The organism is Flavobacterium piscisymbiosum, from assembly GCF_020905295.1.
In the GTDB taxonomy this organism is placed as follows: domain Bacteria; phylum Bacteroidota; class Bacteroidia; order Flavobacteriales; family Flavobacteriaceae; genus Flavobacterium; species Flavobacterium piscisymbiosum.
On record NZ_JAJJMM010000001.1, the window covers coordinates 3,550,328 to 3,574,716 of the forward strand.

Consider the following 24,389-nt stretch of genomic DNA (forward strand, 5'->3'; position numbering starts at 1 on the left):
TAATCATCTAATTAATTAAACTTAATAAGTATCGTTATGAAACTATATATAAAATCATTAGAAACGTATTTTATTTTAATATGTTCTTTTATCACATTTTGTGCCAGTGCACAACAAGATCCGGAGTACACACAATATATGTACAACACAATGTCGGTAAATCCTGCTTATGCAGGATCTACCGGAACATTAGAAGCAACACTTTTGGGACGTTCTCAATGGGTAGGAATAGACGGAGCACCAGAAACACAATCATTTTCTATACACTCACCGCTTAGAAACGAGAATATTGGTTTAGGACTAAGTGTCGTAAATGACAAAATTGGTCCATCAAACGAATTGTATCTGGACGGAAACTTTGCGTATTCAATTCCTTTAGGATATGATAAAAGATTAGCGTTTGGTCTTAAAGCAGGTATGAGAATGTTAAATGTAGATTGGTCTAAGGGAAGATATTATAATAATAATGATGTTTTGTTAAATCAAAACATTGATAATCAAATGAAATTAGCTGTTGGAGCCGGAGTTTACTATTATACAGATAAATGGTATGTAGGTTTCTCAATTCCAAGCTTTATTCAAAATAATTATTACGACGATGTTCAGGAATCTATAGATTACGATCGTTTGCATTATTATTTAATGGGAGGTTATGTTTTTGATTTGAATCCGAATTTAAAGTTTAAACCGGCATTTTTAGTAAAAGCAGTAAGCGGAGCGCCACTTACAGCTGATATATCGGCAAACTTTATGATTGCAGAGAAATTTGTAATTGGAGGATCTTATCGAACAGATGATTCTGTGAGCATATTGGCGGGTTTTCAAATATCCAGAAGTTTTTATGTCGGATATGCTTTTGATTACACGGTTAGTGATTTGAACAAATACAATGACGGAACGCACGAAATCATCTTGCGTTATCAATTTACTAAGAACCAAAGTAAAATTAAATCCCCTCGATTCTTCTAAATTAGAAATCTTATGAAAAAACTATATATCCTTAGTTTAGTCTTGAGCATTACATTTGGTTTTGCTCAAAAGACTAATTTAAAAAAGGCCGATGCATTGTTTAAAAACTATTCTTATGTTGATGCTTCTAAAGCTTACGAAGAATGTTTGCAAAACATCGAAAATCCATCGGCTCAAACGTTAAAAAATGCTGCAGACTCGTATTACTTTATTTCTGATGCCAGGAATGCTCTAAAATGGTATAAAAAATTGTACGAAGTGCAAGGCAATAATTTAACAGACATCTATTACCTGCGTTATATCCAGTCAATGAAAGCCGTTATGGATTATGATGATGCAGATAAAATCACGAAAGAATATCTAAACAAAAAAGGAGATCAAAAAGAAATCAACAGATACGTGGCTCAAAAAAAACAGCTCGATAGTCTGGCGAAAGCGAAATCTCTTTATTCGATTAAAAATTTAGATATCAATACCAGTAAATCAGATTTTGGAGCTACTTTCTATCAGGATCGAATCGTATTTACATCTGCCAGAGATACAACAAGATTTGCTGATAAATTGTATAATTGGAACAATCAGCCGTTTTTAAACTTATATGTTGCAGAGAGAAATCCTGCTGACGGAAGTTTGTTTAATGATGCGTTGTTTATACCCAATATAATGACCAAATATCATGAAGCAACAGCAAGTTTTGATGCCAGCGGAAAAACAATTTATTACTCCTCGAATATTATCAAAAAAAACAAATTAGTTATTGATGGAAATAGTGTTAACAATTTTCAAATCCTTAAAGGTTCAATAGTAAACGGAAAAGTAGAAAATCCGCAAAAAGTATTCTTTGATAATAATGACTATTCTGTAGGACATCCTAGTTTAAGTGATGACGGACAATGGCTTTTCTTTGCGTCAGATATGCCGGGAGGTTATGGTGAAACCGATTTGTATGTAGTGAAAATTGCAGATGACGGAACGATGAGTTCGCCTCAAAATTTGGGACCAAAAATCAATACAATGGGTAATGATCTTTTTCCATTTTTTCGTAACGGAATACTTTATTTTTCTTCAGACGGACATTATGGTTTAGGAGATCTTGATGTGTATCAAAGCACTTTCTTAGCAGACGGAAGTTTCTCTTCACCACAAAATTTAGGTGCTCCAATAAACAGTAACAAAGACGATTTTACTTTTGTTATTGATAAAACCGGTACCTATGGTTATGTGTCTTCTAACAGAGCAGGCGGTAAAGGCGATGATGATATTTATTCTTTTGTAAAAGGAGAACCGGTTTGCAACCAGAATATTTCAGGTAAAGCAATCGATCACAAATCAAAATTACCAATAACAGACGTTACCGTTGTGGCTTACAATTCGTACAATGAGATTTTGGCAGAGACAAAAACAAACTACGACGGAAAATATGCTGTAACTGTGCCTTGTAATAAAACAGTTCGATTAGTGGCTACAAAAACAAATTATAGCAACGATGAAAAAACAGTAGAAACTACAAAGGAAAATGAAGCAGAAATTACCGATGTTAATTTCGAACTAAGTAATTACGATGATCTTGTAGTTAAAAAGAAAGGAGTAGAAAAAGTAGATGTTAATCCCATTTATTTTGACTATAACAAATTTGATATAACACCTTTAGCTGTTGACGAATTGGCCAAAGTAGTTTTTATTATGCGAAAGTTTCCTAATATCCGTATCAAAATTGAGTCTCATACAGATTCTCGAGGAAAAGATGCTTATAACCTGAAACTTTCAGACAACAGAGCCAAATCGACACGTGATTATATTGTAGCACAGGGTATTGACGCTTCGAGAATAGAAAGCGCAATTGGTTATGGCGAAAGCCGATTAATTAATAAATGTAAAAATGGAGTAAAATGTACTGAAGAAGAGCATTTATTAAACAGAAGATCAGACTTTATCATTATTCAGAAATAGTTTTAGGTTTATATTCTTCTAATTTGGGGATTATTAGAATAAAAAACATAAAACGAAGAAACCATTTGGAAGTTGGTTTTGTTTAATTCTTTTTAAGAATAATGGGCAAGAAGAAAATCAAGTTGCATCGTTTTGCAACTTGATTTTTGATTTTATAAAAGTTTTATTTTTTACTGTTTTAGAACAAAAATAATCCTAATTTTGATGTTCAGTTATTCTAAATCACAACCTACAGTATTTTAATATTATATGAATATTCAAGACACCATTCAGACTTTAAGAGACGAACTTAATCAGCACAATTACAATTATTATGTGTTAGATAATTCCACAATTTCTGATTACGATTTTGATATAAAACTAAAAGAACTTCAGGATTTAGAAAATAAACATCCGGAATTTTTTGACGAACATTCTCCAACGCAGCGAGTAGGAGGAATGGTTACCAAGAACTTCAAAACTATAGCACATCAATATCGTATGTATTCTTTGGATAATTCTTATTCGAAAGAAGATTTGCTGGATTGGGAAAACCGAATTCAAAAAGTTCTCGGAAACGTGAATTTGCAATATACCTGCGAATTAAAATACGACGGAGCATCGATAAGTATTACTTACGAAAACGGAAAATTAGTACAAGCCTTAACTCGTGGTGATGGTTTTCAGGGTGATGAGGTTACTAACAACATCAAAACAATACGATCAATTCCGTTACAATTAAAAGGAAATTATCCGGAAAGATTCGATATTCGTGGCGAAATTATTCTGCCATTTGCCGGTTTCGAAAAAATGAATCAGGAATTAATTGAAATAGGAGAAACACCCTATTCGAACCCAAGAAATACAGCATCAGGAAGTTTAAAATTGCAAGATAGTGCTGAGGTTGCAAAACGTCCGTTAGAATGTTTATTGTATTTTGTAACAGGTAATAATTTACCTTTTTCGTCTCAATATGAAGGCTTAGAATCAGCCAGAAAATGGGGTTTTAAAGTGCCAAGCGAAGCAAAATTAGTCAACAATATGCAGGAAGTTTTTGACTTCATCGATTATTGGGATGTTCACCGCCATAATTTACCTTATGAAACTGATGGAGTTGTTGTAAAAGTAAACAGCATTCAATACCAGGAAGAATTAGGATATACAGCAAAATCACCGCGTTGGGCCATCGCTTATAAATTCAAATCAGAACAAGTTTCGACCCAATTAAATTCTATTACCTATCAGGTAGGCCGCACGGGAGCGATAACGCCTGTAGCAAATTTAGCGCCTGTACAATTGGCAGGAACAATTGTAAAAAGAGCCTCATTACACAATGCAGATCAGATTGAAAAATTAGATATTAGAATAAATGACACCGTTTTTGTTGAAAAAGGAGGCGAAATCATTCCTAAAATTATTGCCGTAGATCTATCAAAACGTCCTGAAAATTCAGAAGTTACACATTATATCACGCATTGTCCGGAATGTGAGACCGAATTAGTCAGAAACGCCGGAGAAGCCAATCATTACTGTCCTAATTTTTACGGATGTCCTCCGCAGATTATAGGCAGAATCCAGCATTATATTTCAAGAAAAGCAATGGATATTGAAGGTTTGGGAGGCGAAACAGTAGCTTTGCTTTTTAAGAATGGATTGGTACATAATTATGCCGATTTATACGAATTAAAAGTAGAAGATATTTTGCACTTAGAAAGAATGGCAAAAAAATCTGCAGAAAATCTGGTAAATGGTGTCGAGAAATCAAAAGAAATTCCTTTCGAAAGCGTATTATTTGCCCTTGGGATCCGCTTTGTTGGAGAAACCGTTGCTAAAAAATTAGCCAAACATTACAAAAATATCGACGCACTTCGCCAGGCCACTTTAATGGATTTGATTCTGGTAGACGAAATTGGCGAAAGAATTGCCAGAAGTGTAATTGAGTTCTTCGAAAATGAAGAAAACCAAAAAATTATTGAACGCTTAAAAAGTTACGGCATTCAGTTTCAAATTGTCGAAAAAATAAACCCAAATGCTACTGAAAAATTCATCGGAAAAACATTTGTAGTTTCTGGTGTTTTTACTCAATTTTCAAGAGATGAACTAAAAAAAGCCATCGAAGATAATGGAGGTAAAGTAGGAAGTTCAATTTCTGCCAAAACAGATTTTGTCGTAGCCGGAGATAATATGGGGCCTGCAAAATTAGAAAAGGCGAATAAATTAAATATCCCTATCTTGTCTGAAGAAGATTTTATAAACAAATTAAATGAAAGCGAATAAACCGTCTTTGATTTTATTCTTTTTAGCCCTGCTTTGTACGATCATTTTTGATTGGACGGAGCAGGATTTTTTTGCGCTATATGCCAAGGCCATTGTGCTCCCTGCCATTTTTATTTATTTTTTAATAAGCAGTGAGTTTAAGATAGGGAAAACTGAAATCCTGATTTTTCTATTTTGTTTTATAGGTCAGGTTTTTGATTTAATGGATATTGAAGTTTCAGAAATTGGCGGAGTAATATGTTTTTTGGTTGTATATCTATTACTGGTGAAAATTTTTATACAAGAACATGAAAAAATAAAGCTAACCAAAAAAGATATTTTGCCCGTATCTATAGTTATTATTTTTATTGTTTATCTCCTCGTTTCTGTTTTGAGTTTACAATTCGATAATCTCAAAAAGTTTAATTTTATGTATGCTTTTTATGGAGTTGTGCTCAGTGTTTTAAGCTATTTTGCGTTTGTAAGTTATATAACAAAAGGAACACATATCGCGTTATTGATGTCGCTAATGGCAATTAGTTACATCTTTTCGGATATATTCTACATTTTCAACGAATACTTTTCATACTCAGTTGTCCTGGTCTTAATTCGCGACATAACTCAAATTTTGGCTTATTTCTTTATGGCAGAGTACTTTCTTGAAAAAGCCAAAATTCATAAAAAGGTATTATACAATAATTGATCTTCCTTGGTTAGTATGCGCTTTATCTTTATCAAAATAAAAATCGATACGCCCTAAGTTAATTCCGTAGCAACCAACCTGATTAACCAATACATCTTGTCCCGCTTTATTTTTTACGATAGTTGGTTTATCTAAAAAGGTATGAGTGTGTCCGCCAATAATTAAATCAATATCTTGTGTTTGTGCAGCAAATTTTAAATCAGAAATTTTAGATTCGTCGTCTTTGTATTTATAACCTAAATGCGAAAGGCAAATAACCAAATCACATTTCTCTTCTTTCTTTAACAATTGCGTCATATCCTGAGCAACTTCAACAGGATTGTTGTAAACAGTTTCCTTGTACATTTGTTTGTCTACCAAACCTGCAAGTTCAATTCCTACACCAAAAACACCTACTTTAATTCCGTTTTTATTAAAAATCTTATACGGTTTTACAAGTCCGTTCATGACCGTGTTTTTAAAGTCATAATTAGAATTAATAAATTCAAAAGTTGCATGAGGCATTTGTGCATATAAGCCATCAAGACCATTATCAAAATCATGATTTCCAATAGTCGATGCGTCGTATTTCATCATACTCATCAACTTAAATTCCAATTCACCGCCATAATAATTAAAATATGGAGTTCCCTGAAAAATATCTCCAGCATCAAGCAAAAGTACATTTGGGTTTTCCCTACGAATAGTTTCTATAAGAGCAGCTCTTCGGGATACACCACCTTTGTTCGGGTTACGAGGATCATCAGCCGGAAAAGGATCGATGTGACTGTGAACGTCATTAGTATGTAGAATAGTTAAGTGCTTAATATCGTTGGTTTCAAAACTGCTTAACGACAAACCTAAACTTAATAAGGCAGTACTTGCAGCTGTTTTTTCGATAAATTCTCTTCTTTTCATTTTATATATTTTTTGCGGAAACGATATTTTATTTTGTTATTTTTTTTGCCACAGATTAAAAGATTTACATAGATTTTTAATCTTTTTAATCCTTTAATCTGTAGCTAAAACTTTTTACGCGCATAAAAATGATTTGTTTTTTATTCTAAATATGCGCTTGGTCTTTTTATTCTTCAGTAATTCTGATATCTTTTGATACCGGAATCGTATCAACTTGTTTAAAATAGTCAATCAATACATCTCTAAGTTTATAATTCAGATCGAATTTTTCAACACCCTTAGCGAAAAAAGTCATGCTATCGCCGCCATTCGCCAAATAATCATTTGTAGCCACATAATAAACCTTATTTACATCAAGAGGTTTCCCCTGAATTAAAATGTTCTTGGCTTTATTGTCTTTTGTAATTGTAAATGTCATTCCTGATAAAGGCTGAGGTTTTTTCTCCTTAATAATATAAGCAGCAATTTCAAGAATCTGGTCTCCTTTTAAAGCGATAACAACCAAATTGTTTTCAAATGGCATAATTTCAAAAGCGGTTCTTGTAGTTACATTTCCTTTTGGTAAAATAGCTCGGATTCCGCCATGATTTAAAAGACATAAATCAATGCTTTTTTTCTCACGTGCCTTAAAAACAATATTTCCTCTTTCTACACAAACATCTGCTAATAGGCTGCCAATACTCGTTTGCCATTTCCCTGTACTTTTATCAAGAGTTTCAGGACAGTAAGCCAAAACGTTGTCTAAATCCTTATTTATATGATCGCGATAAGGTTTAATAAAATTTTCAATTGCTGGAGTTTCAGCTTGTTTTTCAGTAACAGGAATTTGCTTTCCTTCTATCTTCGTCAGATTGTAATTTTTCTGACTGCAAGAAGTTATAAAAAAAAGTGTTAAGAATATAACAAAAAGTTTCAAAAATCCGTTATACTTTTTTAGTTTTACCATCTTAAATGCGACTTAAATAATTAATTTTGTAATCTGGCAAAAGTACTATGTTTTTAAATTATATAAAGGAATTTTTTGTAAAAAAAACATTAAATAAAAACTTGAATAATTTCAAAAATGAAGTCTTTACCAGTAATATACAAACAATTGGTTTACTGATCGATGAAAGTGATTTTTGTCATTCAAAAGAATTAGTAAATGAGCTTATTCTGCAGGGCATCGCTCCTCAGAACATAAAAGTTGTGGCGTATAGAAGTAAATTTAAAGACAAAGAAACATATTTGATCCCTACATTTGGTAAAAAACATATCAGTTGGAACGGAGAAATTACCGAAGTTTTTTTGAATGAATTTATTGCAACAGAATTTGATCTTTTGATTAGTTATTATGAAGTCGAAACTGCAATTTTGATGATAATAACCAATAAATCAAAAGCAAAATTTAAAGTGGGATTTGCATCTGTAGATAAAAATTTAAATCGATGGATGATTGATACCGCTATGCAGAATTACAAACTTTTCGTTTTCGAATTGTTTAAATATTTAAAAAGTATAAAATAAAATTATAAATTAGAATATGCAATCATTAATAGGAACTGGTGTTGCCCTTGTAACTCCATTTAAAAAAGACTTTTCAGTAGATATCGAAGCTTTACAGCGTATCGTTAATTTTTCGATAGATGGAGGAGTTGAATATCTTGTGGTTATGGGAACAACGGCAGAAAACGCTACCTTAACACAAGCCGAAAAAGAATTGGTTATTACTACTGTAATCAATACAAACAAAGGAAGATTGCCTCTTGTTCTTGGAGTTGGCGGTAATAATACTATGCAAATAGTTGAGGAGTTAAAAACAGGAGATTTTTCTGCTTTTGAAGCCATACTTTCAGTTTCTCCTTATTATAATAAGCCAACGCAAGAAGGAATTTACCAGCATTTTAAAGCCATTGCAGAAGCTTCTCCTCTTCCGGTAATTTTATATAATGTTCCAGGAAGAACCTCAAGCAATATGTTGCCGTCTACTGTAATACGTTTAGCGAATGATTTCGAAAATGTTGTTGCTATAAAAGAAGCAGCTGGTGATGTTGTTCAGGCAATGCAATTGATAAAAAATGCACCAAAAGACTTTCTTGTAATTTCAGGAGATGATATGATTGCTTTACCAATTGTTTTGGCTGGTGGAGCAGGTGTAATTTCGGTTATCGGGCAAGGTTTTCCAAAAGAATTTTCAGAAATGATTCGTTTAGGACTCAATAAAAAGGTAAGTGAAGCGTTTAAAACCCAATATTTTTTATCAGATTGTATTGATATGATTTTCGAACAGGGAAACCCTGCCGGAATAAAACAAGTCTTTCAAGCCCTTGGTATTGCTGAGAACACAGTGCGTTTGCCATTGGTAACGGTTGATGATTCTTTGGCAAACAGATTGAATGAATTTGTAAAAAACAGCATAAAATAAGAGTGAAATTGCCGGTATTTTAATATACCAAAAAATATTTTGTAGTAGCTAAATTAATAACTAAATTTGCCACCGGAACTTCGGTGTGATTTTGCTTTGGCATAATTGTCTAAGAAATCATAATAAAAGTAAGAAAATGAAAAAAATAGTATCTCTATTAATTGTTGTTGTCCTTTTTTGTTCTTGTAGTGAATACCAAAAAGCATTAAAAAATGAAGATGTTGCAGCTAAGTTTGAAGTGGCGACAAAAATGTATGAGGCTGGGAAATATTCAAAAGCCATTCGTCTTTTTGAACAACTAGCTCCTTCTTATAGAGGAAAACCTCAGGCAGAGAAACTTTTTTATATGTTTTCGCAATCTTATTATAAATCAAAACAGTACTACTTAGCAGGTTATCAGTTTGAAAGTTTTGCATCAGGTTATCCGCGAAGCGAAAAAGTTCAGGAAGCTGCATTTTTAGGCGCTTACAGTTATTCAAAATTAGCTCCTGTTTATAGTTTAGATCAAACAGATACTCAAAAAGCATTAGAGAAATTACAAGCTTTTATAGATAATTATCCAAATTCAGAATATATCGCTCAGGCCAATGAAGCTGTAAAGGTTTTAAATGGTAAACTGGAGAAAAAAGCATACGAAAACGCAAAAGGATACAATACAATTTCAGATTATAAATCAGCATTAATTGCTTTTGATAATTTTATTGCTGATTATCCTGGAACACCTTTTAAAGAAGATGCCCTTTTTTACAAATACGATTCGGCATATAAATTAGCAATAAACAGTATTCCTGCAAAAATGGAAGAGCGTTTAAATGTTGCCAAAGTAGCTTATAATAACTTAATTAAGTTTAATAGTGCTACTAAATATAAAGTACAGGCAGATGAAATGAATGCCAGAGTTGAAACAGATTTACAAAAATTTACTAAATAAAATAAAGTCATGGATTTAAAAAAGACGAATGCTCCTGTAAATACAATAACATACAATAAAACAGTTATTGAAGAGCCAACAGGAAATGTGTATGAAGCAATTACCATTATGGCTAAAAGAGCAAATCAAATTAATTCTGAAATTAAAAAAGAATTAACTGAGAAATTAGAAGAGTTTGCGACTTACAATGACAGTCTTGAAGAAGTTTTTGAAAATAAAGAGCAAATCGAAGTTTCTAAATTTTACGAAAAATTGCCTAAACCACACGCTTTAGCAGTTCAGGAATGGTTAGACGGTAAAACTTACCACAGAAATTCAAATAAATAATATATAGTATAATGTCAGTTTTAAACGGGAAGAAAATTTTACTGGGTGTTTCTGGTGGAATTGCAGCCTATAAAACAGCCTCATTAGTACGACTTTTTATAAAAGCAGGTGCACATGTCCAAGTGATAATGACACCTGCTTCTAAGGATTTTGTAACTCCACTTACGTTATCTACGTTATCAAAAAATCCGGTACATTCTAATTTCTTTAGTCAGGATGATGAAGATGCTGTCTGGACAAATCATGTTGAATTAGGCCTTTGGGCTGATTTGATGATAATAGCTCCTGCAACCGCGAATACTTTGTCTAAAATGGCTACAGGAAATTGCGATAATCTTTTAATTGCATGTTATTTATCGGCTAAATGTCCTGTTTATTTTGCTCCGGCAATGGATTTGGATATGTATAAGCATCCTTCAACTTTATCTAGTTTTGCTGCCTTGAAACAGTTTGGGAATATAATGATTCCTGCTGAAAATGGAGAATTAGCAAGTGGATTATCCGGTGAAGGCAGAATGGCTGAACCTGAGAATATTGTAGCTTTTCTTGAAGCTGATTTAGATAGCAAGTTACCTCTAAAAGGGAAAAAAATATTAATTACTGCCGGTCCAACATACGAAGCGATAGATCCCGTACGTTTTATAGGAAATCATTCTTCAGGAAAAATGGGTTTTGATATTGCTCATGAAGCAGCTAGTCTTGGAGCACAGGTTATTCTGGTTTCAGGTCCAACACATTATAAGGTTAAAAATAGCTTAATAACAGTGGTAGATGTAATTTCGGCTCAGGATATGTACGATGCGTGTCATTTGTATTTTAATGATGTAGATGTTGCTATTGCGGCGGCAGCTGTTGCAGATTACAGGCCTAAAGTTGTAGCTTTACAAAAGATTAAAAAAGCGGCAGATAATTTTTCGATAGAACTCGAGAAGACAAAAGATATTTTGGCCTCGCTGGGTGCGATCAAAAAAGATCAGTTTTTAATTGGGTTTGCTTTGGAGACAGAAAATGAAATTGAAAATGCTAAGTTGAAAATTCAGAAAAAAAACTTAGATTTGATTGTTTTAAATTCCTTACAGGATGAAGGGGCAGGTTTTAAAAAAGAAACCAATAAAGTAACTTTTATTGATCATAATTTTGAAATCGAACCAATGGAATTAAAATCAAAAGAATCTGTTGCAGTTGATATTTTAAACAAAGTGATTTTGCATTTTTCGAAGTCATAATGATTTATAATAAAAACGAATGGCAGGAATAGTAAATCTATTGTAGCTAAAACCAAATATTATCTTTCGCATGAATAAAATAGTTGCTCTTTTTGTATTTTTTATTTTTGGCTTTACACAAGCACAACAGCTAAATTGTACTGTAACTATTAATACAGAAAGGCTGCCCAATGCCAATCAGCAAGTTTTTAAAACACTTCAAACCTCTTTGTCTGAATTTGTAAATAAAACAGATTGGACGGGATCGGTTTTAAAACAAAACGAAAGAATCAATTGCTCAATGTATATTACATTGTCATCAGGAGGTTCGAATCAATTTACAGGTACGATTCAGGTGCAATCTTCACGATTGATTTTTAATTCTACTTATTCGTCGCCTGTTTTAAATTACAATGATAAAGACTTTAATTTTCAATATACAGAGTACGAACCGTTATTGTTTAATCCTAGTACATTTGAGTCAAATTTAGTATCTGTAGTTTCTTTTTACAGTTATGTGATTTTGGCTATGGATGCGGATACTTTTCAAATGGGAGCGGGAAATCAATATCTTGAAACTGCTCAGAATATTGCGAGTGTTGCACAACAAGGCGGATCTAAAGGCTGGAGCCAGTCTGATGGACTTCAAAACCGTTACTATTTAATAAATGATCTTGCTTCGCCAATGTATAGTGATTTACGTCAGACAATGTATGCGTATCACACTGGTTTAGACGGAATGAGTCTGGATTTGAAGGCATCAAAAGAAAAAATTAAGAATGCAATAATGCTCATTGGTAAATTGAATTCGGTTAAACCAAATGCCTTTTTGACAAGAGTATTTTTTGATGCAAAATCAGATGAAATCGTTTCTATATTTTCAGGAGGACCTAGTATTCCTATTGGGGATTTAACAGATGTACTGAATAAAGTATCGCCTTTGAATTCTACTAAATGGTCTCAGATTAAATTTTAATTGATTCTCAATTTTACTATCTTAACTAACTTTATATTTATACAATTTCCTTATGATAACGTCCTTGTCAATTAAAAACTATGCTCTGATTGAAAAACTCACCATCGATTTTTCAAGAGGTTTTTCTATAATTACAGGTGAAACGGGTGCTGGTAAATCTATTATATTAGGCGCAATAGGATTGGTTTTAGGAAAAAGAGCTGATTTGACATCATTAAAAAATAAAGAAGAAAAATGTGTAATCGAAGCGCATTTTGAAATATCCAAATACAATCTAAAAGACTTTTTTGAAGCAAACGATCTCGATTATGAAGAGGATACTATAATAAGAAGAGAAATTTTACCTTCAGGAAAATCTCGTGCTTTTATTAATGATAGTCCCGTAAACCTCCAGGAATTGCAAGATCTAAGTTTGTTTTTGATTGATATTCACTCACAACAACAAACTCAGGAACTTTCAGATGAAGGAGTTCAGTTTAAAATAATTGATGCAATTGCGAATAATTTTGACACTATTCAATCGTATCAAACAGCATTAAAATCATATAAAGCAGATAAATTGAAATTGAATGCTTTATTGAAAAAACAAAGTGATTCAGGAAAAGAGCAGGAGTACAATACTTTTTTATTGAATGAATTAGTTTCGGCTAAATTAAAATCAGGAGAACAAGAAGAATTAGAAACTGATTTTGAGAAATTAAATAACGTTGAGATTATAAAAGAAGCAATAGATAAATCTCTTGTGATTGCTAATGAAGAGCAATTTGGGATTTTTCATAATCTGAATGAAATCAAAACAGCATTACAAAAAATTGCACTTTTTTCTCCTGAGTATCAAAATATATTCGAGAGAATAACAAGTTTGGCAATTGAATTTGATGATGTTTCTAAAGAATTGCAAAATGCTTCCGAAAAATTATTGAATGATCCGGTGCAATTAGAATTTGTAAGTCAAAAATTGCAATTAATTTATAATTTACAAAAGAAACATCAGGTAACTTCTGTTGATGAATTGATCGAAATTCAGGCAAATTTAGGAAACACCTTATTGGAGCTTGATAATATCGAAGAAGAAATTGCTCTATTATCTAAATCAATAGATCAAAAAGCAATTGAATTAGATGCTTTTTCGGCAACAATTCACAAAAACAGACAAAATGCAATTCCTGTTTTGTCTCAAAAATTAATCTCGATTTTAGAAACTTTAGGAATGCCAAACGTTCGTTTTAATATGGAACTTTTGCCATCGCAAACCTATTTTCAAAATGGAAAAGACGAGCTTCAATTTTTGTTCTCTGCCAATAAAGGAACTGATTTTGGTTTATTGAAAAAAGTAGCATCAGGAGGGGAGATGTCCCGTATTATGTTGGCTGTTAAAGCAATTTTGGCACAATATTCAAAATTACCTACTTTAATTTTTGATGAGATCGACACCGGAGTTTCTGGAGAAATCGCGATTAGAATGGGGGAGATTATGAAAGAAATGAGCACTACAATGCAAATTTTTGCCATTACGCACTTGCCTCAAATAGCAGCAAAAGGAGATTCTCACTTCAAAGTATTCAAATCTACGGTAGACGACGATACGCAATCAGAATTGAAGCTATTGTCTCAGGACGAAAGAGTTATAGAGATTGCACAAATGTTATCAGGAGCAGTTGTCTCTGATTCGGCTTTAAATCATGCTAAAGCCTTGTTGAACTAAAGAAATAATTTATATTTGTCAACTCAAAGCTAATTAAACAAACGTAAATAAGTTACTCATTTATCTTAATGATAAGATTAACCCAATCAACGAATAAATACAAAAATATGATTATAGAACCTAGAATGAGAGGATTTATTTGCTTGACTGCACACCCAAAGGGCAGCGAGCAAAATGTTAAAAATCAAATAGAATATATAAAATCAAAAGGTAAAATTGCTGGTGCGAAAAAAGTATTAGTTATTGGTGCTTCAACAGGTTTTGGATTAGCTTCAAGAATCACAAGTGCTTTTGGATCTGATGCTGCAACTATTGGAGTGTTTTTTGAAAAACCACCAGTTGAAGGAAAAACAGCTTCACCAGGATGGTATAATTCTGCTGCATTTGAAACAGAAGCTCACAAAGCAGGTTTATATGCAAAAAGTATCAATGGAGATGCTTTTTCAAACGAAATAAAAAGACAAACTTTAGATTTAATCAAAGCCGATTTAGGTCAAGTTGATCTTATCATCTATAGTTTAGCATCACCTGTTCGTCAACATCCGGTTACAGGAGTGTTGCACCGTTCAGTTTTAAAACCAATCGGACAAACTTTTACGAATAAAACAGTAGATTTTCATACAGGAAATGTAACAGAAGTTTCTATTGCTCCTGCAAATGAAGAAGATATTGAGAATACTGTAGCAGTAATGGGTGGCGAAGACTGGACTATGTGGATTGATGCCTTAAAAGCTGAAAATTTATTAGCAGATGGAGCTACAACAGTTGCTTATTCATACATTGGACCATCATTGACAGAGGCAGTTTACCGTAAAGGAACAATTGGCCGTGCAAAAGATAATTTAGAAGCTACAGCATTTTCTATTACAGATAGTTTAAAATCAATAGGAGGAAAAGCTTATGTTTCTGTAAACAAAGCATTAGTAACTCAGGCAAGTTCTGCAATTCCGGTAATCCCGTTATATATTTCTCTTTTGTATAAAATTATGAAAGAAGAAGGGATTCATGAAGGTTGTATCGAGCAAATCCAACGTTTGTTTCAGGACAGATTATACAATGGATCTGAAGTTCCTGTAGACGAGAAAGGAAGAATCAGAATCGACGATTGGGAAATGCGTGAAGATGTTCAGGCAAAAGTGGCTAAACTTTGGTTAGAAGCTACGACTGAAACATTACCTGCAATTGGAGATTTAGCCGGATATAGAAATGATTTCTTAAATCTTTTTGGGTTTGAATTTGCTGGAGTAGATTACAAAGCAGATACAAATGAAGTTGTTGAAATCGAAAGTATCAAGTAGATAAAAAAATAGCATAATTGAAAAAACCATCAACCTAAAGTTGATGGTTTTTTTATGAATATAGCCTATCTTTGTTAAAATTTTGAAGTTTAAAAAATTGCCACTTTAATACCGCACATCCCATTATGATTTTTTCTTTAATTATACCCGTGTATAATCGTCCAGATGAAGTTGATGAACTTTTAGAAAGTCTGTCTAAATCTGATTATAATGAAGCTTTTGAAATTGTTCTTGTAGAAGACGGATCATTAATACCATGCAAAGATGTGGTGATGACTTATCAGGGAAAATTGAACATTTCGTATTATTTCAAGCCAAATTCAGGACCTGGAGATTCAAGAAATTTCGGGATGCAAAAGGCGCGTGGAGATTATTTTATCATTTTTGATTCGGATTGTATTATCCCGCCCAATTATCTTACAGAAGTTCGAAAAGCATTAGATGCGGATTATGTAGATTGTTTTGGAGGGCCGGATAAAGCATTAGATAGTTTTTCGGATATTCAGAAAGCAATTAATTTTGCTATGACTTCGTTTCTTACAACAGGAGGAATTCGTGGCGGATCTGAAAAAATTAATAAATTTCAGCCAAGAAGTTTCAATATGGGAATTTCAAAAAAGGCATTTGAAGCATCAAAAGGCTTTGGAAACATCCATCCCGGCGAAGATCCGGACCTTTCGATTCGTTTATGGAACCTTGGTTTCGAAACCAGATTGTTTCCAGAGGCTTATGTTTACCATAAACGCAGAATAGATTGGGGAAAATTTTCGATTCAGGTAAATAAATTTGGAATCGCAAGACCTATATTAAATAGTTGGTATCCAGAACATAATAAGTTAACATTCTTCTTTCCTTCTGTCTTTATACTAGGTTTATTATTAGCTTTTTTACTATTAATATTCAATTTCGATATATTATTACAATTATATTTTGTATATTTCGTTATTATTTTTCTTACATCAAGTATTCAAAATAAAAGCATTAAAATTGGATACTTATCTGTAATTGCAGTTTGGAAGCAGTTTTATGGTTACGGAACAGGATTTTTAAAGTCGTTTATAAAAATTATTGTTTTAAAGAAAAAACCACAAGAAGCATTTCCTCGTATGTTTTTTAAAGTATAGTATGACTAAAGTTATTGGTTTAACAGGCGGAATAGGAAGTGGTAAAACAACAATTGCAAATTATTTTGCAACAATGGGCGTTCCTGTTTATATCGCTGATGATGCAGCCAAAAAAGTAATGCAATCTCAAAATATAATACAACAAATAAAAACAACATTTGGGGATTCTATTTTTGAAAATGAAATTTTAAACAGAGCAAAGCTTGCTGAAATTGTTTTTAATAATGCCGATAAATTAGCACAATTAAATGCTATTGTTCATCCCGCCGTAAAAAGCGATTTTGAATCATGGCTATTAGAAAATAAAAAACACGATTATGTAATTTATGAAGCCGCAATTTTGTTCGAAAGTGGTCGTTATAAAGAATGTGATGTAATTATAACCGTTACCGCACCGGAAGAAGTTAGAATCGAAAGAGTCGTGAAGCGCGATAATACCAAACGCGAACAAGTTTTAAGCAGAATGAAAATGCAATGGAATGACGAAAAAAGAATTTCTTTAAGCAATTTTGTAATTAATAACAGTAATCTTAAAATTGCTAAAGAAGAAGTTGTTAAAATTCTTAAAATTTTAAATATAAAACAAAATCAGTCTTAAATGTTAATATTTGGTTAATGTATTATTTAGTATATTGTTAAAATATTAATTTTGTTTCGATGAATAAATTATTTTTTAGAATACTTGTTTTACTGATGAGTTTGTCCTTAATAGGGATTATTCTGGTACAGGTATATTGGTTTAATTCTTCGTTCAAAAACAACGATGAACAGTTTAAATACCACGTTACACAAGTAATCGGAAACGTTGCTGACAAATTAGAGCAGCAAGAAGAGTACAGTTTTTATGATAAGTACAATCGTATAAAAGATAGTACAGGAAAAACTCCTAAAAAAGAAGATTTACTGCAAGTTTTTTATGTTCAAAGAAATACTAAAACAAATAAAACGATAGTATATTCTAATACGCTTACATCTGAGGATTATGACATAAATGGTTCACTATTCAATAAAAAATTTAGTAGTGAAAGATTTAAAAATTTTAGTTCAAAAAGGGTAACTGAAGTTTACAACAACAATAACGGAATCGATAATAATAGTTTAGGACAAAGTATTATTCCGGATCTTAAAATTGAAAAATCAGGTAGTTTAGATATCTTAAATAAAGTACAACAGCAAATTCAATATAAAGATATTGCGTCGTTGACCCCTATAGAAGGTAGAATTACAAAAGATAAACTTCAAAAGCTTTTAAAGAAAGAGTTAGAGGAATATGGTGTAAAAACCAAATTTGAATACGGAGTTCTTAACAGTGGTCTTGCAACAAAGGTAAAATCAGATGGATTTCATTACGATAAAGACGCAAGCTATCATGTACCAATTTATACAGATAACGAAGGAAATAGTAAGTATGAACTATTTATCACTTTCCCTCATAAAAAGAAATTTTTATTGTCTGAATTGCTGAGTATTACAATATTGTCTATAATTTTTACATTAATTATAATAGTAGCGTATACAAGTGCATTGAATCAATTATTACGTCAAAAACATATTTCTGAAATCAAAACAGATTTTATAAATAATATGACGCATGAATTTAAAACGCCAATTGCAACCATAAATTTAGCTCTTGACGCTATTAAGAATCCTAAAATTATTGAAGATAAAGAAAAAGTTTTTCGATATCTGCAAATGATCCGGGATGAGAATAAAAGAATGCATGCTCAGGTAGAAAACGTTCTTCGTATTTCTAAATTAGAAAAAAGAGAATTAGATATTACAAAAGAACCAACGGCAATTCACGATATAATCGATGATGCAATTGAGCACGTAAATTTAATTTTAGAAGATAGAAAAGGAACTGTTGTAAAGCATTATAATGCTGCAAGAACAACCAGTTTAATCAATGAAGTGCATTTTACAAATGTGTTGGTTAATATTTTAGAAAATGCCATAAAATATTCGCCTGATGTTCCTGAAATAGAAATTTTTACAGAAAATATTAAAGATATGATTCTGATAAAAGTAAAAGATAATGGTCTTGGTATGAGTAAGATAGCGCAAAAGAGAGTTTTTGAGAAATTTTACAGAGAGCATACCGGAGATTTACATAATGTAAAAGGACATGGTTTAGGCCTTGCTTATGTAAAAAGAATAGTAGAGGATCACAATGGTCAAGTATATGTTGAAAGCGAAAAAGGAAAAGGTAGCACCTTTATAATAAAAATACCATTAATAAATTAAAATATGGAAAATAATAACAAAAGAATACTTTTAGTAGAAGATGACCTTAATTTTGGGGCAGTTCTTAAAGATTATCTAATGTTAAATGACTTTGAAGTTACTTTAGCTAAAAACGGTATGGAAGGTTTCGAGAAGTTCAAGAAAGATGTATATGATTTATGTATTCTTGACGTAATGATGCCTTATAAAGATGGTTATACTTTAGCCAAAGAAATTAGAGAAAAGAACAGCGAAGTGCCAATTATCTTCTTAACGGCAAAATCGATGAAAGAAGATGTTCTAAAAGGTTATAAAGCGGGTGCTGATGATTATTTGAATAAGCCTTTTGATTCAGAAGTTTTATTAATGAAAATCAAAGCGATTATTCAAAGAAAATCTGCAGATACAAAAGCAGAACAAGTTCAGTTTGAATTTAACATTGGTAAATTCCACCTGAATTCGAAACTTAGATTTTTAACGTTCGAAAACGACGAACCTATAAAATTATCTCCAAAAGAGAACGAATTGCTTAAAATGTTAATTCTTCATGAAAATGACCTAATGCCAAGAGAATTAGCGTTGACAAAAATCTGGAGAGATGACAACTACTTTACTTCAAGAAGTATGGACGTTTACATCGCTAAACTTAGAAAATACCTAAAAGCAGACGAAGATGTTGAAATTCTTAACATTCACGGTGAAGGTTTCAGACTAGTTGTTAAAAGCAAAGTTGCAGAATAAAAAACAAAATTCACAAAAACAAAAGCATAGAGCCCTGAGTAATCAGGGCTTTTTTTGTGGCTATACTTTTTGAAAATTACAGTTATACTCAATCTTGTCATTTCTCCTCCTTCGAAATGAAACATCACGTAAAATTGGAATTTGGAATTTAAAAGATTGTAATTTTTAATGTTAAGGAGCTATTTCCTGCTGTCCGCTATATCTTTTTCTTGCTAAAGAAGCAAGAAAAAGGATGCCGCTTCCATCAGGGCTAGGGCTTTAGTTTTCAAACAGATAATGTGTTTTTATACGATTCAAAAAATATAGCAATTATTTTTTACATGAATTTTCTTTAAAATAAATTTGGAAAATCAAAAAACAATTCACAATATTTGCACACGAAAAAAGTAATAACCCTTTAATAACGAAGAAAAATGTCTGTATTTACATTATCATCTCAGAGCTTCACACCAAACGGATTTGGTGCAGCGCTTCTTCGTGGTCTTTTTCAATCTTAGAAAATCATTTTTTAGATATATATAAAAGCCCGAAGACATTTAGTTTCGGGCTTTTTTTATTCTAGACACTTCAAATTTTCCCGAATAATCGATTTTATTATTTATCCTCATGGATAAAATGTTATAGCCTGTTTTGGCTATTAATTTAATGCACTATAATTTTTTATGGAAAATTATACAGCAGAAGAGTATGCTTTGTGCTCTCGCTTTAAAAATAAAAGAACAAAGAAAAGATTAGTAAAAGATGATTTTGAAAAACAATTAATTCAAATCAGAAAACTTGAAGTAGAACTTTGGAAAAAAAGACAAAATTTGCCATTGGTTCCTTTAGCAATACCTTATCAAAAAGGTTGGGAACGCAGTTTTGTACTAAGAGAAGATATAGTAAGATCTAATGAAGCTTCCTTTTACAGGACATTGTTGGAAAAGATAAATACATGGCAACATTCTCCTGAAAAATCTTTTAAGAAAAAGAAAAAAAGGAAAAGAAAACATGTATATGTCGAAAAGCTTCAAACAGTAAAAGAGTTTTCTGAATCAGAATGGAGAAGTCCAAAATTATCATTGACAGAAAAAGAGAAAATGCATTTTTATAAAAGGGAACGATGGTGTCCTAATTGTAAACGCTATAAAATTCATTATGTATTTAATGAGCCATGGCGTTATGTGTTTCGCATTAAACCATACATGATAACGCATACCAAAATGGTTGATGCAGATTTAGAAAGTGAAATTCAGATTCTCGACAATTACATTACTAATCTTAATTTAAGATATAAAATAAACAAATTAGTAAATGGTTTTTCTTATCGTTGGAGATATTATCAAAATGAAAATCCAAGAGAGATAAGCCCAATTAAAAATAAAAGTTTACATGTATTGTACCAACAATATGTAGACGAAATGATATAAATCATGGGAAATAAATTATCAGGAAAAGACCTTATAAAGTTAGGTTTTCCAAAAAACAATTCAATAAATATTGCTTTAGGGCAAATAAACAGATATAGAAAAAGAGAGAAAAAAGAATCTATTCTAACAGAAGCCAAAGAGGTTTTACTTTATCCTGAAAAGTTTGAAGGACACGGAACCTGGGGTAAAGTAGCAGAAGGTCTGATAAAACCGGTTCAGGTAAGAATGCATCAGCTTAAAACAACACGCGCTCCGTTTACCATTTTTGGTGAAAATGAAATTGATCAGCAAGCGAAATTTCAATTGTATGATTCATTAAAATTACCAATTTCAGTTGCCGGAGCTTTAATGCCGGATGCACATTCAGGTTATGGATTACCAATTGGCGGTGTTTTAGCCACAGATAATGCTGTGATTCCGTATGGAGTTGGCGTTGATATTGGCTGCCGAATGAGTTTGTCGATTTTCGATTTACCAGCTTCGCATTTCAAAGGAAAGGAGCATCAATTACAGGCGATTTTAAAAGACAATACTAAATTTGGAATGAACGAAACACATGCTGTAAAAGCAGATCATGAAGTTTTTTACAAAAGCGAATTTCAGGATATTCCGTTGCTAAAGAATCTTTTACCAAAAGCCTACAAACAATTAGGAAGTTCCGGCGGAGGAAATCACTTTGTAGAATTTGGTATCGCAAAAATTGACAATCCGGAGAACGAGTGGAAACTGGGCGTAGGAGAGTATTTTGCTGTTTTATCGCATAGTGGTTCTCGAGGTTTGGGTGCCAATATTGCCAAACATTATACCTACTTGGCGACGAAACAATGTCCGTTGCCTAAAAATGTGCAGCATTTGGCGTGGTTAGATCTAAACACGCACGATGGACAGGAATATTGGTTGGCAATGAATCTGGCCGGAGAGTACGCAAAAGCGTGTCACGATGATATTCATAGAAGAATTGCCAAAACAATAGGGAAAAGAGTAGTGGTAACAATCGAAAATCATCACAACTTTGCGTGGAAAGAAATGGTAAACGGACAAGAATGTATTGTGCACAGAAAAGGGGCAACTCCAGCTGCTGAAGGTCAATTAGGTATTATTCCCGGTTCGATGACGGCGCCAGGTTATATTGTGAAAGGCAGAGGAAATGCAGAGAGTTTAAACTCGGCTTCGCATGGAGCAGGACGTTTATTTTCAAGAGCGAAATGCAAAGCTACTTTTACCCAAAGTGAAATCAAAAAGGTTTTGAAAGCAAATGATGTAACCTTAATTGGCGGAAATATTGACGAAGCGCCAATGGCGTACAAAGAGATTACAAAAGTGATGGGAAATCAGACAGAGTTGGTTGAAGTTCTGGGAACTTTTACACCCAAAATTGTTAGAATGGACCGATAAAAAAGTAAAGATTATGGAAAGATTTCAAGATGAAAATAAATGGTTAGGAAGTTTTGGGGATATTATAGATGTAAAATGTCCTCAATGTGCTTCTCAAGCAGTTATAAAGAGAACTTTTGAGTCTCAATGGTATTATAATGATAAGAGAATTTTAGAATGTAAAAATTGTTTTTATTCACTAAAAGAGGTTGCAGTAAAATACAAAGCCTTTGTGGATACTTATTGTTGTAATAATGAAGATAAGATAAAGTTCGAGTCTCAATTGCTAAATGAAAAACCGGATAAAATAAAATTAAAATGTCCGGTTTGTAAGGAGATTAAAGAATATAAGCCTAAAATTGAAGAAGTTTCTTTTATTCTAAATTCAGATACTGCAGCAGTAAGAGAAGGTTTTTTTAATGCTGAATTATGGTATCAAAAAGGGTTTGATAAAACATTTTTTTGGGCTTATAATCTGGAGCACATAAATTATCTGGAAAGATATATTAAAGCAGATTTAAGAGAAAGAAACAATAATGGAAGTACTAACGGAACTATGATTTCAAGGCTTCCAAAGTTTGTAAAAGAAGCAAAAAACAGAGAAAAGCTTCTTAAAATATTAGAAAAATGGAAAAAATAATTCAGATAACAGCGGGTCGCGGACCTGCAGAATGCACTTGGGTGGTTGCTCAAGTGCTTAAAAAAGTTTTAGACGAAGCACAGGAGCAGGGTTTAGAAGCTACTTTGCTTCAAAGAGAAGTTGGTCAGGAAAACGGAACGGTTGAAACAGCAACAATCTCCGTAAAAGGAACCAATGCTGAAAAATTTGCGAATTCCTGGATAGGAACGATTCAATGGATTGGACAGAGTCAGTTTAGGAAAATGCACAAACGTAAAAACTGGTTTATTGGCATTTTTGAGATTGAAGCACAAAAGAATGCTTCGATTTCAGAAAATGATATACAATATCAGGCGATGCGTAGTTCCGGTGCGGGCGGACAACATGTTAATAAGGTGAGTTCGGCAATTCGGGCAACACATATTCCTACGGGAATTGCAGTTGTTTCGATGGACAGCCGCTCGCAGCACCAAAACAAAAAACTGGCTACAGAAAGATTATTAAAAAAACTAGAAGGCGAAACTTTGCAGCAACTTAAAAACCATGTAGGGAAACAATGGGAAAACCAGTTGAATATTCAGCGTGGGAATCCTGTGAGGGTTTTTAGCGGATCGGACTTTAAAAAGAATAAAGTCGAAAAAAGTTACAAAGGAACTCGTCAGCAATTAAAAACAGATTTACGAAATGAAAGCAATTGATAAATACCTATTTCAGGCTTTGGATAATTATCCGTATTCGCTTGAAGAAACTATAGAATCCTTGGATTATGCTTTTTCTTATGATGCAAAAAATACGATGGTTTTGTGTTTGTACGGAAGAATTCAGGTGGAGCAATTATGGAATTATGAAGAGGCAAAATCTTATTTTCAAGAAGCTTTGGCCATAAACATTCATGCTCTTGAAGTATATCCGTATTACATTCAGACTTTAATATTGAATGAAGATTATGAAGAGGCGCAAAAACTCATTGATTTTGCTTTGACTATAAAAGGGATAAACAAATCTGAAATCTATGTAAAGAAAGCGATTCTGTTTGAAGCGCAACTTCGATTTAAAGACGCGTTGACAGCCATTAAAAACGCAAAACTTTACACGCTGCAATTTGCTTTTGAATCTGATATCACGGAAGTTGAAAAAAGAATAAAAAGCAAAATTGATTTGTTGAAAAATAAAAAGAATTCTAAAAAAGATTCGAAAAAGAAATCAAAATGATTTTGATATCAAACAAAAAACGATGCCATTTTGCATCGTTTTTTTTTAGTCAGAACTAAAAGTAACTAAAATCGGGGAAACCAGTTC

The 24,389-nt window shown here is 32.5% G+C and carries 23 protein-coding genes; 21 read left to right on the forward strand and 2 right to left on the reverse strand.

The window, feature by feature from the left end:
* The first annotated feature begins 36 nt into the window (after window positions 1-36).
* From LNP81_RS15480 to LNP81_RS15495, 4 genes are all read left to right on the forward strand, one after another.
* Window positions 37-969, forward strand: a complete 933-nt coding sequence (locus tag LNP81_RS15480) for a PorP/SprF family type IX secretion system membrane protein (protein WP_230037322.1) — start codon at window positions 37-39, stop codon at window positions 967-969.
* 12 nt (window positions 970-981) lie between these two features.
* Window positions 982-2,919 carry an OmpA family protein gene (locus LNP81_RS15485; RefSeq protein ID WP_230037324.1) on the forward strand — a complete coding sequence of 646 codons (1,938 nt, stop codon included), beginning with the start codon at window positions 982-984 and terminating at the stop codon, window positions 2,917-2,919.
* A gap of 249 nt (window positions 2,920-3,168) precedes the next feature.
* On the forward strand, window positions 3,169-5,175 hold the full coding sequence (gene ligA / locus LNP81_RS15490; protein WP_230037326.1) for an NAD-dependent DNA ligase LigA: 2,007 nt from the start codon (window positions 3,169-3,171) through the stop codon (window positions 5,173-5,175).
* A complete protein-coding gene (locus LNP81_RS15495; protein ID WP_230037328.1) occupies window positions 5,162-5,857 on the forward strand; it encodes a lysoplasmalogenase family protein in 696 nt (231 codons plus the stop codon). The genes ligA and LNP81_RS15495 overlap by 14 nt, the downstream gene beginning before the upstream one ends.
* Here LNP81_RS15495 and LNP81_RS15500 read toward each other — a convergent pair.
* Together LNP81_RS15500 and LNP81_RS15505 are read right to left on the reverse strand one after the other, a co-directional pair.
* Window positions 5,843-6,754 carry a bifunctional metallophosphatase/5'-nucleotidase gene (locus LNP81_RS15500; protein ID WP_230037330.1) on the reverse strand — a complete coding sequence of 304 codons (912 nt, stop codon included), beginning with the start codon at window positions 6,752-6,754 and terminating at the stop codon, window positions 5,843-5,845. The two genes, LNP81_RS15495 and LNP81_RS15500, sit on opposite strands and share 15 nt — an antisense overlap.
* Window positions 6,755-6,920: 166 nt before the next feature.
* Entirely contained in the window at window positions 6,921-7,700 is a 780-nt protein-coding gene (locus tag LNP81_RS15505) for a 5'-nucleotidase C-terminal domain-containing protein (RefSeq protein WP_230037332.1), read from the reverse strand.
* 47 nt (window positions 7,701-7,747) lie between these two features.
* Between LNP81_RS15505 and LNP81_RS15510 the strand changes: the two genes are divergently transcribed.
* From LNP81_RS15510 to LNP81_RS15590, 17 genes are all read left to right on the forward strand, one after another.
* Window positions 7,748-8,260, forward strand: coding sequence for a DUF6913 domain-containing protein (locus LNP81_RS15510; protein WP_428979519.1), 513 nt, complete (start codon window positions 7,748-7,750; stop codon window positions 8,258-8,260).
* Window positions 8,261-8,276: 16 nt separating this feature from the next.
* Window positions 8,277-9,158, forward strand: a complete 882-nt coding sequence (gene dapA, locus LNP81_RS15515) for a 4-hydroxy-tetrahydrodipicolinate synthase (protein WP_230037335.1) — start codon at window positions 8,277-8,279, stop codon at window positions 9,156-9,158.
* Window positions 9,159-9,294: 136 nt separating this feature from the next.
* On the forward strand, window positions 9,295-10,089 hold the full coding sequence (locus tag LNP81_RS15520; protein ID WP_230037337.1) for an outer membrane protein assembly factor BamD: 795 nt from the start codon (window positions 9,295-9,297) through the stop codon (window positions 10,087-10,089).
* A 9-nt stretch (window positions 10,090-10,098) separates the two neighbouring features.
* Window positions 10,099-10,416: a DNA-directed RNA polymerase subunit omega gene (locus tag LNP81_RS15525; protein ID WP_012025451.1), complete on the forward strand. Its 318-nt coding sequence runs from the start codon at window positions 10,099-10,101 to the stop codon at window positions 10,414-10,416.
* An 11-nt stretch (window positions 10,417-10,427) separates the two neighbouring features.
* Window positions 10,428-11,642, forward strand: a complete 1,215-nt coding sequence (coaBC, locus tag LNP81_RS15530; RefSeq protein ID WP_230037339.1) for a bifunctional phosphopantothenoylcysteine decarboxylase/phosphopantothenate--cysteine ligase CoaBC — start codon at window positions 10,428-10,430, stop codon at window positions 11,640-11,642.
* A 70-nt stretch (window positions 11,643-11,712) separates the two neighbouring features.
* Complete coding sequence (gene porD, locus LNP81_RS15535; protein ID WP_230037341.1) at window positions 11,713-12,597, forward strand: type IX secretion system protein PorD; 885 nt, start codon at window positions 11,713-11,715, stop codon at window positions 12,595-12,597.
* Between the two features lie 52 nt (window positions 12,598-12,649).
* Complete coding sequence (gene recN, locus LNP81_RS15540) at window positions 12,650-14,302, forward strand: DNA repair protein RecN (RefSeq protein ID WP_230037343.1); 1,653 nt, start codon at window positions 12,650-12,652, stop codon at window positions 14,300-14,302.
* Between the two features lie 107 nt (window positions 14,303-14,409).
* The gene (fabV, locus tag LNP81_RS15545; protein WP_230037345.1) at window positions 14,410-15,600 is read left to right on the forward strand and encodes an enoyl-ACP reductase FabV; all 1,191 of its coding nucleotides are present in this window, start codon (window positions 14,410-14,412) and stop codon (window positions 15,598-15,600) included.
* A gap of 125 nt (window positions 15,601-15,725) precedes the next feature.
* A complete protein-coding gene (locus LNP81_RS15550) occupies window positions 15,726-16,724 on the forward strand; it encodes a glycosyltransferase family 2 protein (protein WP_230037347.1) in 999 nt (332 codons plus the stop codon).
* A 1-nt stretch (window position 16,725) separates the two neighbouring features.
* The gene (gene coaE / locus LNP81_RS15555) at window positions 16,726-17,322 is read left to right on the forward strand and encodes a dephospho-CoA kinase (RefSeq protein ID WP_230037349.1); all 597 of its coding nucleotides are present in this window, start codon (window positions 16,726-16,728) and stop codon (window positions 17,320-17,322) included.
* Between the two features lie 59 nt (window positions 17,323-17,381).
* Window positions 17,382-18,968, forward strand: a complete 1,587-nt coding sequence (locus LNP81_RS15560; protein WP_230037351.1) for a sensor histidine kinase — start codon at window positions 17,382-17,384, stop codon at window positions 18,966-18,968.
* A 3-nt stretch (window positions 18,969-18,971) separates the two neighbouring features.
* Window positions 18,972-19,688 (forward strand): response regulator transcription factor, encoded by a 717-nt coding sequence (locus LNP81_RS15565; protein WP_072963937.1) that lies wholly within the window; start codon window positions 18,972-18,974, stop codon window positions 19,686-19,688.
* A 662-nt stretch (window positions 19,689-20,350) separates the two neighbouring features.
* Window positions 20,351-21,097, forward strand: coding sequence for a hypothetical protein (locus LNP81_RS15570; protein WP_230037353.1), 747 nt, complete (start codon window positions 20,351-20,353; stop codon window positions 21,095-21,097).
* Between the two features lie 3 nt (window positions 21,098-21,100).
* The gene (locus LNP81_RS15575; RefSeq protein ID WP_230037354.1) at window positions 21,101-22,492 is read left to right on the forward strand and encodes an RtcB family protein; all 1,392 of its coding nucleotides are present in this window, start codon (window positions 21,101-21,103) and stop codon (window positions 22,490-22,492) included.
* 13 nt (window positions 22,493-22,505) lie between these two features.
* Window positions 22,506-23,111, forward strand: coding sequence for a hypothetical protein (locus tag LNP81_RS15580; RefSeq protein WP_230037357.1), 606 nt, complete (start codon window positions 22,506-22,508; stop codon window positions 23,109-23,111).
* Window positions 23,099-23,788: a peptide chain release factor H gene (prfH, locus tag LNP81_RS15585; protein ID WP_230037358.1), complete on the forward strand. Its 690-nt coding sequence runs from the start codon at window positions 23,099-23,101 to the stop codon at window positions 23,786-23,788. Before LNP81_RS15580 ends, prfH begins: the two co-directional genes overlap by 13 nt.
* Entirely contained in the window at window positions 23,775-24,302 is a 528-nt protein-coding gene (locus LNP81_RS15590; RefSeq protein ID WP_230037360.1) for a hypothetical protein, read from the forward strand. Before prfH ends, LNP81_RS15590 begins: the two co-directional genes overlap by 14 nt.
* The last annotated feature ends 87 nt before the right edge of the window (window positions 24,303-24,389 follow it).

Bases quoted from the DNA above. Each gene is read 5' to 3' on its own strand.
- LNP81_RS15580 (WP_230037357.1), top strand. From the start codon at position 22,506: ATGGAAAGATTTCAAGATGAAAATAAATGGTTAGGAAGTTTTGGGGAT.
- coaBC (WP_230037339.1), top strand. From the start codon at position 10,428: ATGTCAGTTTTAAACGGGAAGAAAATTTTACTGGGTGTTTCTGGTGGA.
- LNP81_RS15510 (WP_428979519.1), top strand. From the start codon at position 7,748: ATGTTTTTAAATTATATAAAGGAATTTTTTGTAAAAAAAACATTAAAT.
- LNP81_RS15480 (WP_230037322.1), top strand. From the start codon at position 37: ATGAAACTATATATAAAATCATTAGAAACGTATTTTATTTTAATATGT.
- LNP81_RS15590 (WP_230037360.1), top strand. From the start codon at position 23,775: ATGAAAGCAATTGATAAATACCTATTTCAGGCTTTGGATAATTATCCG.
- coaE (WP_230037349.1), top strand. From the start codon at position 16,726: ATGACTAAAGTTATTGGTTTAACAGGCGGAATAGGAAGTGGTAAAACA.
- ligA (WP_230037326.1), top strand. From the start codon at position 3,169: ATGAATATTCAAGACACCATTCAGACTTTAAGAGACGAACTTAATCAG.
- LNP81_RS15570 (WP_230037353.1), top strand. From the start codon at position 20,351: ATGGAAAATTATACAGCAGAAGAGTATGCTTTGTGCTCTCGCTTTAAA.
- fabV (WP_230037345.1), top strand. From the start codon at position 14,410: ATGATTATAGAACCTAGAATGAGAGGATTTATTTGCTTGACTGCACAC.
- LNP81_RS15505 (WP_230037332.1), bottom strand. From the start codon at position 7,700: ATGGTAAAACTAAAAAAGTATAACGGATTTTTGAAACTTTTTGTTATA.
- prfH (WP_230037358.1), top strand. From the start codon at position 23,099: ATGGAAAAAATAATTCAGATAACAGCGGGTCGCGGACCTGCAGAATGC.
- LNP81_RS15550 (WP_230037347.1), top strand. From the start codon at position 15,726: ATGATTTTTTCTTTAATTATACCCGTGTATAATCGTCCAGATGAAGTT.
- LNP81_RS15560 (WP_230037351.1), top strand. From the start codon at position 17,382: ATGAATAAATTATTTTTTAGAATACTTGTTTTACTGATGAGTTTGTCC.
- dapA (WP_230037335.1), top strand. From the start codon at position 8,277: ATGCAATCATTAATAGGAACTGGTGTTGCCCTTGTAACTCCATTTAAA.
- LNP81_RS15565 (WP_072963937.1), top strand. From the start codon at position 18,972: ATGGAAAATAATAACAAAAGAATACTTTTAGTAGAAGATGACCTTAAT.
- LNP81_RS15500 (WP_230037330.1), bottom strand. From the start codon at position 6,754: ATGAAAAGAAGAGAATTTATCGAAAAAACAGCTGCAAGTACTGCCTTA.
- recN (WP_230037343.1), top strand. From the start codon at position 12,650: ATGATAACGTCCTTGTCAATTAAAAACTATGCTCTGATTGAAAAACTC.
- LNP81_RS15575 (WP_230037354.1), top strand. From the start codon at position 21,101: ATGGGAAATAAATTATCAGGAAAAGACCTTATAAAGTTAGGTTTTCCA.
- LNP81_RS15520 (WP_230037337.1), top strand. From the start codon at position 9,295: ATGAAAAAAATAGTATCTCTATTAATTGTTGTTGTCCTTTTTTGTTCT.
- LNP81_RS15495 (WP_230037328.1), top strand. From the start codon at position 5,162: ATGAAAGCGAATAAACCGTCTTTGATTTTATTCTTTTTAGCCCTGCTT.
- LNP81_RS15525 (WP_012025451.1), top strand. From the start codon at position 10,099: ATGGATTTAAAAAAGACGAATGCTCCTGTAAATACAATAACATACAAT.
- porD (WP_230037341.1), top strand. From the start codon at position 11,713: ATGAATAAAATAGTTGCTCTTTTTGTATTTTTTATTTTTGGCTTTACA.
- LNP81_RS15485 (WP_230037324.1), top strand. From the start codon at position 982: ATGAAAAAACTATATATCCTTAGTTTAGTCTTGAGCATTACATTTGGT.